Here is a 12,733-nt window from a genome sequence, read left to right as displayed (position 1 = left end):
CCCGGCCTGCCAGGGCGACCCACCGGCTGCCACACGCATGACCGACAGTTTCCTTTTCTACGATCTCGAAACCTTCGGTTCCGACCCGCGCCGCACGCGCATCGCGCAGTTCGCTGCGATCCGCACCGACGCCGATCTCAACGAGATCGACGTCCCGATCGATTTCTTCGTGCGCCCGGCCGACGACCTGCTGCCCTCCCCGGTCGCGACGCTGATCACCGGTATCACGCCGCAGCATGCGCTTGCCCACGGCCTCACCGAGGCGGAGGCGTTCGCGCGAATCCAGGAGGAGATGGCACGGCCGAAGACCTGCACGCTGGGTTACAACTCGCTGCGCTTCGACGACGAATTCGTCCGCTTCGGCCTGTACCGCAATTTCCATGATCCCTACGAGCGCGAGTGGCGCAGCGGCAATTCGCGGTGGGACCTGCTCGATGTCATGCGGCTGTGGCACGCGCTGCGTCCCGAAGGCCTGGTCTGGCCGACGCGCGAGGACGGAGCGACCTCGTTCAAGCTCGAGCACCTGGCGGCCGCCAACGGCGTGCGCACCGGTGACGCGCATGAGGCGCTGTCGGATGTGCGTGCACTGATCGGCCTGGCGCGCTTGTTCCGCAACGCGCAGCCGCGCCTATGGGATTACGCGGCGAAGCTGCGCGACAAGCGCCACGCGGCCTCGATGCTCGACACCATCGCGATGACCCCAGTCCTGCACGTCTCGCAACGCTACCCGGCGGCGCGGATGTGCGCCGCTGCGGTGCTGCCGCTCGCCCGCCACCCGCGTTACGACAGCCGGGTGATCGCGTTCGACCTCGACGGCGACCCGGACTGGCTGCTCGATCTCGACGCCGATACGATCGCCTCGCGTGTGTTCGCACGGCGCGAGGATCTGCCCGAGGGCGTGGCGCGCATCCCGCTCAAGGAAGTGCACAGCAACCGCTGCCCCGCCCTCGTGGCCTGGCCGCATCTTCGGCCCGTGGATTTCGAGCGCCTCGGCATCGAGCCGCTTGAAATCGAGCGGCGTGCAGCGCGGCTGCGCGCGGCAGGTCCGGCGCTCGCCGAGAAGATCCGCCGGGTGTTCACAGTGGAACGCGCCTTCGAGCCCTGCGATCCGGACGGAGCCCTCTATGACGGCTTTCCCGGCGACGGCGACAAGCGCCGCATGGCCCAGGTCCGGGCGACGCCGCCCGATCAGCTCGGCTCGCGTGACTTCGGCTTCGAGGATCCGCGTTTCGATGCGCTGCTGATGCGCTACCGCGCGCGCAACTGGCCTGGCACGCTCAGCGCCGACGAGCGCCTGCGCTGGGACGCCTATCGCTGCGAGCGCCTCGGCCCGGGCACGACCCAGTCGGAGCTGGACTTCGCCGGCTATTTCACGCAGATCGAAACGCTGCGCGCCGAGAATCCGCACGATCCGCGCCGGGCCAGCCTGCTCGACGCCCTCGTCGACTGGGGCCATGGCCTCGCCACGCGTCTACCTTCCGATCCGCCTGTCCCGGCGCCTGCATGACCACGTACTTCAGCGACAAGAGCTTCCGCTTCCTGCGCGGCCTGGCCCGCAACAACGACAAGACATGGTTCGCCGCGCACAAGGCCGACTATGAAGCGCATGTGCGCCAGCCCTTCCTGCAGCTGATCACCGATCTGCAACCCGACCTTGCCGCGGTGAGCACGCAATTCCGCGCCGATCCGCGTACCCAGGGGGGTTCGCTGTTCCGCATCTACCGCGATGCGCGTTTCTCCAACGACAAGTCGCCCTACAAGCAATGGCAGGGTGCGCGATTGTTCCATGTGCGTCGGCGCGAACTGCCGGCGCCTTCGTTCTATGTGCACCTGCAGCCGGGCGAGAGCTTCGTCGGCGCCGGCCTGTGGCATCCCGAACCGCCCACCCAGCGCAAGCTCAGGCAGTTCATCGTCGACAACCCGGGCAGCTGGAAGCGCGCGGCGCATGATCCCCGGCTCCGCAAGCGCTTCGAATTCGAAACCAGCGAGATGCTGGTGCGTCCGCCGCACGGCTTTCCTGCCGACTTCGAGTACATCGACGATCTCAAGCACAAGAACTGGGTGTTCTGGCGCACGCTCGACGACGCCACGATGACCGGGCCGCAGCTGCGGCAGACGATCGCCGCCGATCTGGTGACACTCGGCCCGTTCGTCGATTACCTGTGCGCGGCGCTGGACCTGGAGTTCTGAGCATCGCCGCGCGCCCGATGCGTTCAGCGGCGACTGCGCCATGGCAGCCGACAATCGCTGCGTCTCCAGCAGCCCGGCAACCATGAAGCGTCTCGTCTGGATACTCTGTGCAGTGTTCGTGCTGTTGGCCGGCTATGTGGCAGCCGGCCCGTTCCTGACCGTGCACGCGATCCGCGACGCGGTGCTTGAAGAGGACTCGCGCGCACTCTCCCGGCACGTGGACTTCCCGGCGCTGCGTCAGAGCCTGCGTGTGCAACTGGCCGACGCGGTGGTCCGCGAAGCGGGGCCCGGACTGCAGTTGAGTCTGCTCGGCGCGATCGGCCTGCGCGTCGCGGGCAGCGCCGCGGGCGCCGGCGTGGACATGATGGTGACGCCGGTCGGCCTGAGCACGCTGATGCGCGGACAACGACTGTGGAACCTGGCCGGCGGCGCATCGCCGATGCGGACGGGCCCGGATCCCGAGGCCGGCGATCCACTCGAGGATGCGCATTACCGCTACCACTCACCGTCGCGTTTCACTGTGACTGTTCGCGACGACCGCAGCCGGCCGATCGAGTTCGTGCTGACCCGGCGGGGGCTGCAATGGAAGCTCTCGGATATCCGCCTGCCCCTCCAGGACGTGGCGTCGGCAGGCGGCTGAGCTTTCGCTTCTCTTTTCGGCAGCGCGGGGAGCGGTTACGAAGCACCCAGTGGACGAGCGCGCGCGCGGCAGGACGAAAAGACACTTCGCCCGATTCGCCCCCACCAGACTCCAGTGCAAGCGAAGATTTGCCGCGCGGTATTACTGCGGCGGAGCGCTGCCCGTGCTACCCAGCGGGCTTTTGCCGGTCCCTGGCGCCCGCGCCCCAACCGGGCCGGTGATACATCACCAGGTACACCCCGACCACCCACGCCGACGCCGCAGCCCAGCCGGCGAGAATGTCGGAGGGGTAATGCACGCCCAGATACACGCGCGACAGGCCGACCATCGGGACGAACACGACCATGGCGGCGATCACCCACCAGCGTGCGCGGGTCGGCCAGGCCAGCAGGATCAGCACCGCGGCCAGCGTCATCGAACCCATCGCATGGCCGCTGGGAAAACTGTAGGTGGCCTCGGGCGCGATCGATTCCCAAAGGCTCGGCCGGTCGCGCGCGAACAGGTGTTTGGTCGCGATGTTCAACAGCGCCGAGCCGCCCGTCGCCACTGCGGCGAACAGACCGTCGCGCCAGCGTTTCATCGCCAGCAGCACCAGAACCAGCCCGATGTCGACCGGCACCACGCCCCTGGCGTAGCCGATCTGGGAGAAGAACAGGAACACCCGCGTGTAGCCATCGCGCGCGGCCTCCTGCGCGAATCGCAGGATCGGCTCGTCGAACGGGATGACTTCCGACTCGTGGACCTCGTCGGCGAGCTCCATGAAGCCCCACATCGGCAGCATCACGCCGGCGAACAGCAGCAGGAACTTCCAGCCGTGGCGACGCAGTAGACCGCCGGCTTCGCGCGAGCCCTCGGCGACGGCACTCCCGCCGTCAGGCATCGACGCCGCGGCCGTAGTTGCGGTGTACGTAGTCGTCGACCAGTGCCACGAACTCGTGCGCGATGTTCTCGCCGCGCAGGGTCATCGCCTTCTCGCCGTCGATGAAGACCGGCGCCGAAGGCGCTTCGCCCGTACCCGGCAGCGAGATGCCGATATTGGCGTGACGCGACTCGCCGGGCCCGTTGACCACGCAGCCCATCACCGCGAGGGTCATGTTCTCCGCGCCCGGGTGGGTGATCTTCCACTCCGGCATCTTGCCGCGCACGTGGTCCTGGACCACGCCCGCCAGTTCCTGGAAGAACTCGGACGTCGTGCGGCCGCAGCCCGGGCACGCGGTGACCATCGGCGTGAACGCGCGCAGGCCCATGGTCTGCAGCAGTTCCTGGGCGACGACGACCTCCTTGGTCCGCGACGCACCCGGCTCCGGGGTAAGCGAGATGCGGATGGTGTCGCCGATGCCTTCCTGCAACAGGATGCCCAGCGCGGCGCTGGAGGCGACCATGCCCTTGCTGCCGATACCGGCCTCAGTCAGGCCAAGGTGCAGGGCGAAATCACAGCGCGCGGCCAGGTCGCGATAGACGGCCACCAGCTCCTGCACGCCGCTGACCTTGGCGCTGAGCACGATGCGCTCGCGCGCCAGGCCCAGTTCGACAGCACGTTCGGCCGAGTCGACCGCCGAGCGGATCAGGGCTTCGCGCAGCACACGGCCTGCATCCCAGGGCTCGGCGCGCGAGGCGTTCTCGTCCATCAGCGTCGCCGCGAGCGACTGGTCGAGCGACCCCCAGTTGGCGCCGATGCGCACCGGCTTGTCGTAGCGCATCGCGAACTCGATCAGCTGCGCGAACTGCGTGTCGCGCTTCCTGCCGAAGCCGACATTGCCGGGATTGATCCGGTATTTCGCCAGCGCCTCCGCGCAGGCGGGCTCGCCCGCCAGCAGCTGGTGGCCGTTGTAGTGGAAGTCGCCGATGATCGGCACTTCGATGCCCTGCATCGCCAGCCGCTCGACGATGCGCGGCACTGCCGCGGCCGATTCGGGATTATTGACGGTGATGCGCACCAGCTCCGAGCCCGCGCGCCAGAGCTCGCCGATCTGCTTGGCGGTGCCGGCGATGTCGGCGGTATCGGTATTGGTCATCGACTGCACGACGATCGGTGCATTCCCGCCCACCGCGACCCCACCGATATGCACCTGACGGGTGCCGCGACGGGGCGCGGCGCCGAAGGCGGGCAATGTCGCGGGATCGGACAGGCAGATGGGGGAATCGGGCGTGGGCTGGGCAGACATGCGTGCATTTTAGCGGTTCGCGTCCGACTGACGGTGACGCGCGCCGAAACCGCGCGCGAATGCGACCAATGGCCGCAGCGGGCCGCGCCGCGCTGGACTAGGATGGCGGGCGATGCAGCCCCAGCCGCCCGCCACCGCCCTGCTCCGCACCCTGTACAGCCTGCGCTGGTTCGCGGTGGGCGGGCAGTCGCTGACCATCCTGTGGGTCACCCACGGCTTCGAGATGGACCTGCCGCGCTGGCCGCTATGGGGCCCGGTCCTGCTGCTGGCCGCGTTCAACGTGCTGGTCCACGTGCGTCTGACCCAGAGCCGCGACGCCACGCCGGCCGAGGCCTTCGCCCACGTGCTGGTCGACACTGCGGTGCTGGCCTGGCTGGTGGCCTGGACCGGCGGCATCGCCAATCCTTTCGCCTCGCTGTTCCTGCTGCCGATCGCGCTGACCGCGATGGCCCTGCCCCGGGCCTGGGCGATCGCCGCTGCGCTGGCCTGCGTCAGCGGCTACATGCTCGCGATCAGTTTCGGACAGCCCCTGCCGCACCTGCACGACCACTACAACCTGCATCTGGCCGGGATGGCGGTGAACTTCTTCCTGTCGGTGGGCCTGGTGTCGTATTTCATGATCCGACTGGCCGCCGCGCGCGACCGCCGCGAGCGCGAACTCGCCGCCCTGCGTGACCGCTTCGTCCGCAACGAAGGCATCCTGGCCTTGGCGACCCACGCTGCCTCGGTCGCCCACGAACTCAATACTCCGCTCGCGACGATGACCCTTCTGCTCGACGATCTCGACACCAGCCACATGGCCGGCGACGGCGCGGCGGACGTGGCGACGCTGCGGCGCCTCGTCGACACCTGCCGCGACCGGGTACGCTCGCTCGCCGATCCGGCCGATCCCTCCGCCAGCACCCGGGTCGACATCGGCCGCGTGCTCGAACACTGGCAGCTGGTCCGCCCGGCCATCGCGCTGAGCCGCAGCGGCAACGTCGATGTGCACCAGCGCGTCGACCGCACCATCGGCCACCTGCTGCTGGCCCTGCTCAACAACGCCGCCGATGCCAGCGAAGGCAATGGCAGCAACCGCGTGGACCTGCATCTGCAGATCGAGACCGGCATGCTCGACGGCGCGATCCGCGACTACGGCACCGGTTTCGATGCCCAGGCGCCGTTCCTGCCGGTGCTCTTCCGCAGCGGCAAGCCCGACGGCCTGGGCGTGGGCCTGGCGCTGTCGCACGCGGTGATCGAGCAGCTCGACGGCGAACTGGACATGGAGGAAGCCGAAGGCGGCGGCACCCGGGTGCACTTCCGCATCCCCGTCGAGGCAGGCGACCGCACTCCGACGGAGACGATTCGATGAAGGGCCTGCTGGTCGACGATGACACCCTGTACCTGGAAGCGTTGCGGCGCGCATTGACCCGACGCGGCATCGACTGCGAGATCGCGGCCGACATGGCCACCGCGCTGGACATCGCCGCGCGCACGACGCCGGACTTCGCCCTGGTCGATCTCAAGCTCGGCGAAGCCTCGGGACTGTCGCTGATCGAGCCGCTGCGGGCGATCCGCGCCGACATGCGCATTCTGCTGGTCACCGGCTACGCGAGCATCGCGACCGCGGTGGAAGCGATCAAGCGCGGCGCCGACGACTATCTGCCCAAGCCGGTGTCGGCCGACACGCTGCAGCGCATCCTGCTCGACACGGAACCCGCGCCCGGCGCGCCGGGGCCCGAGCGCGAGGAGGAGGACACGCTGGAAAGTCCCACGATGATCCCGCTGCACCGGCTGGAGTGGGAGCACATCCAGCAGGCGCTGACCGAAACCGGCGGCAATATCTCGGCGACCGCGCGGTTGCTCGGCATGCACCGGCGCTCGCTGCAACGCAAGCTCGCCAAGCGGCCGGGGCCGGAGCGACGGCCACCCGGCGACGGCTGAGCACGGGCGGGGACGGAGCGACCACTGGCGGCAGGGCGGCGGCATGCGTGCACCGCGCGGCCGCTGCCAGGCACGCATCGCGCGGAACCTGCGCCACCGCGGGCGTGCCCCGGCCCCGACGCGACGCAGGGAACCGGCCGGTGCGGCGCAGGCCGCGGCCGGCGCTTCTCCGGCCGGGCGGCAGGGTTACTGCGCGGGCGGGGTTTGCGTGTCCGGCGCAGCCGTCTCGGCGGCCAGCGGGCGCACCTCGAAGACCACGGTCTGGGTCGGCGCATGCGCGAAGTGCAGCGTTGCCTCGACAGTCTGGCCGGCGCGCATCGGCTCGACCGGATTGATGAACATCAGGTGGTTGCCGCCGGGACGCAGCACGATCTCCGCACCGGGCGGAAGTTCCACGCCGTCGGGCAGTTCGCGCATGCGCATCATGCCGCCGTCATGGCGCATCTCGTGGATCTCCACCGACTCCGCTGCCTCGGTATCCACCGAGACCAGGCGGTCCGACGAGGTTGCCTTGAGCGTGACGTAACCGCCCGCGACCGCCGCCGTGGGCGGGGTTTCGCGGATCCACGCGTCGCTGACATGCACCCCTTCGGCCACCGCCGCAGCGGCGTCGCCATCGCTGGTCGCATGGGGCGGCCGCTGGTCGCCGCCCTGTTCGGCGCCGGGCTGGCAGGCGGTGAGGACAAGCGTGGCCAGGCCCGCAGCGAGAACGGTCGTTCGTGACATCGGAATACTCCTTGGGGCGCCGCTCGGGAGTCGGCATGGGGGATCGATTATCGCCGCGTGCGCCCACGCGCGCAGGCCGCACCCGATCGATGTGGCCCGCCGCGGGCGGCCCTGTCCGTGGACAGCGCATGCCCGCCGTGGATGCCACGCCGACCCGGCGTACCGGCATGCCGGCCGTCCCAGGCCGCCCGGGCCCGGCAGGCACGGCGGAAGCAACCAGCGGGATGCGATATGCGGGCTCCGGGGGGCATGCCGTCAAGCGTGGATGCGCAGCGCCGGGCCGGCAATGCGACACGCTGCCGCAGCTGGGGTCCACCCGCCCCGGGTATCCTGTGCCGATGCTCGATGCCCGACCCGATGTGCTCACCCCGACCCAGCTCAACACCCTGGCCCGGGGGCTGCTGGAGGACACCTTCCCGAACGTCGTCGTCGAAGGCGAGCTGTGCAACGTCTCGCGCCCGGCATCGGGACACATGTATTTCACCCTCAAGGACGCACGCGCGCAGGTGCGCTGCGCGCTGTTCAAGCCCAAGAGCCAGTGGCTGCGTTTCGCGCCGCGCGACGGCATGCTGGTGCGAGCGCGTGGCCGGGTCACGCTGTACGAGGCGCGCGGCGACTACCAGCTGATCCTCGATTCACTGGAAGAAGCCGGTGAAGGCGCATTGCGCCGCGCCTTCGATGCGCTCAAAGCGCGCCTGCAGGCCGAAGGCCTGTTCGACGCGGACCGCAAGCGCCCGCTGCCGGCGTTCCCGCGACGCATCGGCGTGATCACCTCCCCGACCGGCGCGGCGGTGCGCGACGTGCTGAGCGTGCTGGCGCGGCGCCTGCCGCTGGTCGAAGTCGAGGTTCTGCCGGTCCCGGTGCAGGGCGCTGACGCGCCGCCGAAGATCGTCGCGATGCTCGAGCGCGCCGGTGCCAGCGGCCGCTACGACGTGCTGCTGCTGGCGCGCGGCGGCGGTTCGCTCGAGGACCTGTGGGCGTTCAACGACGAAGCGCTTGCGCGCGCGGTGGCCGCGTGCCCGGTCCCGATCGTCTCGGCGATCGGCCACGAGACCGATTTCGGCCTGACCGATTTCGCCGCGGACCTGCGCGCGCCGACCCCGTCGGTGGCCGCGGAACTGCTGGTGCCCGACCGGACCGAGCTGCTCACGCGCGTGCGTCGCCTGCAGCGTCATGTCGAGGATGCGCAGATGCGCGCGATGCAGGCGCGCTTCCAGCGCCTCGATCGCGCGGCCTTGCGCCTGCAGGCCCAGCGCCCGCAGGCGCGACTGGATGCGCTGCGCCGACGCCAGGACGAGGCGATGCGCAACCTGCAGCAGGGTATGCGCCGGCAGCTGCAGCGACGGGAGGCCGCTCTGCGCCATGCCGGTGCGGTGCTGCGCGCGCATTCCCCGCAGCGCCGCCTGCTGCAGTTGCGCGAACGCCTGGCCGCGCTGGCCCCGCGTCTGCGCCCCGCGCTGGCGCGACGGCTGCAGCGCGATGCACTGCATCTGCGCGGTCTGGCCCGTTCACTTGAAGCGGTAAGCCCGCTGGCGACGATCGCGCGTGGCTACAGCATCGTGCAGCGCGACGACGGCCGCATCGTGCGGCGCGTCGACGAAGTCGGCCCGGGCGATGCGCTCCGGATCCGCCTCGGCGACGGCAGCATCGACGCACGCGTCGAAGCAGCGACTGCGGAGTCCGGCACCCGGTCGACACCGGGCACGTAACGTAGACGCAGGGTGCGGGGCGACGGCCTGCCGCTGTGCGCCGCCACGAGAATGCCTGCCGTGGGCGGGTTTCCGACGGGACGCAGGCACCGCTCCCCGACACGCGGCCGGCGGATGCAGCGTTCCAGCTGCCCGACTCTCCTCTGACGCCATCGATGAGATGCTGCGCCGTCACGTCACGAGGGAGCGTCGCACGATGACCAAGGCATCCGACCTGTTCGTACAGGCCCTCGAAGCCGAAGGCGTCACCCACGTCTTCGGTATTCCCGGCGAGGAAAACCTCGACCTGCTCGAATCCCTGCGCGCCTCGGCCATCGAGCTGGTGCTCACCCGGCATGAGCAGGCCGCAGGCTTCATGGCCGCGACCCATGGCCGCCTGACCGGCAATGCCGGCGTATGTCTGTCGACCCTCGGCCCCGGCGCGACCAATCTCGTCACCGCCGCCGCCTACGCGCAGCTAGGCGCGATGCCGATGCTGATGATCACCGGGCAGAAGCCCATCCGCACCAGCAAACAGGGCCATTTCCAGATCGTCGACATTGTCGACATGATGCGTCCGCTGACCAAATCGACCCAGCAACTGGTCTCCGCGGACGCCATTCCCGCGCGCGTGCGCGATGCGTTCCGGCGCGCCGAGGAGGAGCGCCCGGGTGCGGTCCACATCGAACTGCCGCAGGACGTCGCCGGCGACGAGACCGACGCCCGCCTGCTCCCCGCGCCGTTCACGAGACGGCCGCTGGCCGAGGACAAGGCCGTCGCGGTGGCCGCCGAGGCGATCCGCAGCGCGCGGCATCCGTTGCTGATGATCGGCGCGGGTGCCAATCGCAAGACCACGGCGAAGATGCTGCGCGCCTTTGTCGACCGGCTCGGCATCCCCTTCTTCAGTACGCAGATGGGCAAGGGTGTGCTCGACGAGACCCATCCGCTGTGGCTTGGCACCGCAGCCCTGTCGGACCACGATTTCGTGCACCGCGCGATCGATGCGGCGGACTGCATCGTCAACATCGGCCACGATGTGATCGAGAAGCCGCCGTTTTTCATGCATCGCGGCGAGCGCACGGTCATCCACGTCAATTACGCCAGCGCGGTCGTCGACCAGGTGTATTTCCCGCAGATCGAAGTGGTCGGCGACATCGCCAACACGGTCTGGCAACTCGCCGAAGCCCTCGATGCGCCCCAGCCGCATTGGGACTTCGCGTTCTTCGACCGGGTGCGCGATGCGCTGTGCGAGGACATCGCGCGGCTCGCCGGCGACGACCGCTTTCCCGTGCACGGCCCGCACCTGGTCAAGACGCTGCGCGACGCGCTCGATCCCCGTGACATCGTCTGCCTCGACAACGGCCTCTACAAGCTGTGGTTCGCCCGAAACGACCGCTGCCGCGAGCCGAACACGCTGCTGCTCGACAACGCACTGGCCACGATGGGCGCCGGCCTGCCATCGGCGATCGCGTCGAAGCTCGTGCATCGGGATCGCAAGGTCGTCGCGGTCTGCGGGGACGGCGGTTTCATGATGAATTCGCAGGAACTGGAAACCGCGGTGCGCCTCAAGCTCGACCTCGTGGTGATCGTGCTGCGCGACGATGCCTACGGCATGATCAAGTGGAAGCAGCAGCACGAGGACTACCCGGTCTACGGCATGGACTACGACAATCCCGACTTCGTGCGTTATGCCGAGAGCTACGGCGCGCGTGGCCACCGTCCCGACAGCGCCGCGTCGTTTGCCGGGATCCTGCGCATCGCGCTGGACACCCCCGGCGTGGACCTGATCGACCTCGCCATCGACTACGGCGATGACGACGCCTTGCTCAATACCGAAATTCCCAAACGCAGCGCTGCGATCATCTGATCCGCGCGCATCCCTACCCCTCGATTCCGGAGCGCCCCATGGCTACGAAGAAGACCGCCGCTCGCACGCCCACCGGGCTCGCCCCCAGCTATCCCTACTACCTCGCCAATGCCGCGGTCGCCGCGAACACCGATCTGGAGGTGCGCGACAAGTACAGCGGCAAGGTCGCCACGCGCGTGGCGATGGGTGATGCCACCGCAATCCGCAAGGCGATCGTCGCCGCGCACAAGGCCCGTGGCGCGATGGCGGACTTTCCGCCCGACAAGCGCCGCGACGTGCTCGAGCATTGCGTGCGCCGTTTCCAGGAGCGCTTCGAAGAACTCGCGCTCGCGCTGTGCATCGAGGCCGGCAAGCCGATCAAGGACGCGCGCGGAGAGGTCACGCGACTGATCGACACCTTCCGCATCGCGGCGGGCGAAGCCACCCGCACCGAGGGCGAGTATGTCGAGTTGCAGATCTCCGAACGCACCCGCGGCTATCGCGGCATGGTCAAGCGCGTTCCGGTGGGTGCCTGCAGCTTCATCACGCCCTTCAACTTCCCCTTGAATCTGGTCGCACACAAGGTCGCGCCGGCGATCGCGGCCGGCTGCCCCTTCGTGCTGAAACCCGCCGCCAAGACGCCCGTCGGGGCGCTGATCATCGGCGAGATCCTGGCCGAAACCGACCTCCCCAAGGGCGCGTTTTCGGTGATTCCGTGCAGCAACGAGGACGCTGCCGCGCTGACCGAGGACGAGCGCATCGCACTGCTGAGCTTCACCGGCGGGCTGATCGGCTGGGATCTCAAGGCGCGCGCCGGCAAGAAGAAGGTCGTGCTGGAACTGGGCGGCAACGCGGCGTGCATCGTCGACGAGGACCCCGGCCTGCCGCTGGACAAGGTGGTCGAGCGCCTGGTGTTCGGGGCCTACTACCAGTCGGGCCAGAGCTGTATCGGCGTGCAGCGCATCTACGCGCATCGCACTGTCTACGACGCGCTGCGGCGCAAGCTCAAGAAGGCGATCGGCGGGCTGCGCAGCGGTGACCCGCGCGACGAACGCACGTTCGTCGGCCCGGTTATCGACAGCGACGCGGCAGACCGCATCGAATCCTGGATCGCAGCCGCGCGCAAGGGCGGCGCCAAGGTGATCGCAGGCGGCAAGCGCGAGGGCAACATCATCCCGGCGACGCTGCTCGAACAGGTGCCACGCGATGCCGACCTGCAGCGCAAGGAAGTCTTCGGCCCGGTTGCGATCCTCGAACCGGTCGACAGCTTCGACGAGGCCATCGCCCGGGTGAACGACAGCGATTTCGGCCTGCAGGCCGGCGTGTTCACCGCCAACCTCGCCAACGCGATGCGCGCCTGGGACCGGATCGAGGCCGGTGGCGTGGTGGTCGGCGACGTGCCGAGCTTCCGCGTCGACAACATGCCCTATGGGGGCATCAAGGACTCGGGTATCGGCCGCGAGGGCGTCAAGTACGCGATCCGCGACATGACCGAGGAACGCCTGCTGGTGATCCGCGACCCTGCCTGAGCAGGCGTTTCGGCCCGCTCACGGCC

At 69.2% G+C, this 12,733-nt stretch carries 11 protein-coding genes; 8 read left to right on the top strand and 3 right to left on the bottom strand.

What is annotated here, in order from left to right; translation table 11 throughout:
* Positions 1 to 37: 37 nt before the first annotated feature.
* The 3 genes from sbcB to EGK76_RS08570 all read left to right on the top strand — a co-directional run bounded on the left by sbcB (position 38) and on the right by EGK76_RS08570 (position 2,830).
* On the top strand, positions 38 to 1,507 hold the full coding sequence (sbcB, locus tag EGK76_RS08580) for an exodeoxyribonuclease I (RefSeq protein WP_123832332.1): 1,470 nt from the start codon (positions 38 to 40) through the stop codon (positions 1,505 to 1,507).
* Positions 1,504 to 2,190: a DUF2461 domain-containing protein gene (locus EGK76_RS08575; protein ID WP_123832331.1), complete on the top strand. Its 687-nt coding sequence runs from the start codon at positions 1,504 to 1,506 to the stop codon at positions 2,188 to 2,190. The genes sbcB and EGK76_RS08575 overlap by 4 nt, the downstream gene beginning before the upstream one ends.
* A gap of 82 nt (positions 2,191 to 2,272) precedes the next feature.
* Positions 2,273 to 2,830 carry a DUF2939 domain-containing protein gene (locus EGK76_RS08570; RefSeq protein WP_158613474.1) on the top strand — a complete coding sequence of 186 codons (558 nt, stop codon included), beginning with the start codon at positions 2,273 to 2,275 and terminating at the stop codon, positions 2,828 to 2,830.
* 166 nt (positions 2,831 to 2,996) lie between these two features.
* Here EGK76_RS08570 and EGK76_RS08565 read toward each other — a convergent pair whose 3' ends face one another.
* The gene (locus EGK76_RS08565; RefSeq protein WP_123832329.1) at positions 2,997 to 3,710 is read right to left on the bottom strand and encodes a phosphatase PAP2 family protein; all 714 of its coding nucleotides are present in this window, start codon (positions 3,708 to 3,710) and stop codon (positions 2,997 to 2,999) included.
* Positions 3,703 to 4,995, bottom strand: a complete 1,293-nt coding sequence (ispG, locus tag EGK76_RS08560; RefSeq protein WP_096297822.1) for a flavodoxin-dependent (E)-4-hydroxy-3-methylbut-2-enyl-diphosphate synthase — start codon at positions 4,993 to 4,995, stop codon at positions 3,703 to 3,705. The genes EGK76_RS08565 and ispG overlap by 8 nt, the downstream gene beginning before the upstream one ends.
* Positions 4,996 to 5,107: 112 nt before the next feature.
* On the opposite strand from ispG, the gene EGK76_RS08555 reads away from it, so the two are divergent.
* A complete protein-coding gene (locus EGK76_RS08555; protein WP_123832328.1) occupies positions 5,108 to 6,346 on the top strand; it encodes an ATP-binding protein in 1,239 nt (412 codons plus the stop codon).
* Positions 6,343 to 6,918, top strand: a complete 576-nt coding sequence (locus EGK76_RS08550) for a response regulator transcription factor (RefSeq protein ID WP_096297818.1) — start codon at positions 6,343 to 6,345, stop codon at positions 6,916 to 6,918. The genes EGK76_RS08555 and EGK76_RS08550 overlap by 4 nt, the downstream gene beginning before the upstream one ends.
* Positions 6,919 to 7,104: 186 nt before the next feature.
* Here EGK76_RS08550 and EGK76_RS08545 read toward each other — a convergent pair whose 3' ends face one another.
* Positions 7,105 to 7,644 carry a copper chaperone PCu(A)C gene (locus EGK76_RS08545; RefSeq protein WP_096297816.1) on the bottom strand — a complete coding sequence of 180 codons (540 nt, stop codon included), beginning with the start codon at positions 7,642 to 7,644 and terminating at the stop codon, positions 7,105 to 7,107.
* Between the two features lie 338 nt (positions 7,645 to 7,982).
* Between EGK76_RS08545 and xseA the strand changes: the two genes are divergently transcribed.
* The 3 genes from xseA to EGK76_RS08530 all read left to right on the top strand — a co-directional run bounded on the left by xseA (position 7,983) and on the right by EGK76_RS08530 (position 12,707).
* Positions 7,983 to 9,353 carry an exodeoxyribonuclease VII large subunit gene (xseA, locus tag EGK76_RS08540; RefSeq protein WP_123832327.1) on the top strand — a complete coding sequence of 457 codons (1,371 nt, stop codon included), beginning with the start codon at positions 7,983 to 7,985 and terminating at the stop codon, positions 9,351 to 9,353.
* Positions 9,354 to 9,549: 196 nt separating this feature from the next.
* Positions 9,550 to 11,199, top strand: a complete 1,650-nt coding sequence (locus EGK76_RS08535; RefSeq protein ID WP_096297812.1) for an acetolactate synthase large subunit — start codon at positions 9,550 to 9,552, stop codon at positions 11,197 to 11,199.
* Positions 11,200 to 11,237: 38 nt separating this feature from the next.
* A complete protein-coding gene (locus EGK76_RS08530; RefSeq protein WP_096297810.1) occupies positions 11,238 to 12,707 on the top strand; it encodes an aldehyde dehydrogenase family protein in 1,470 nt (489 codons plus the stop codon).
* Positions 12,708 to 12,733: the final 26 nt, after the last annotated feature.

This window comes from Luteimonas sp. 100069 (assembly GCF_003813845.1).
GTDB lineage: Bacteria > Pseudomonadota > Gammaproteobacteria > Xanthomonadales > Xanthomonadaceae > Luteimonas > Luteimonas chenhongjianii.
The sequence above is the reverse complement of the archived record's forward strand: the minus strand, read 5'-3'. Positions and strand labels throughout refer to the sequence as shown.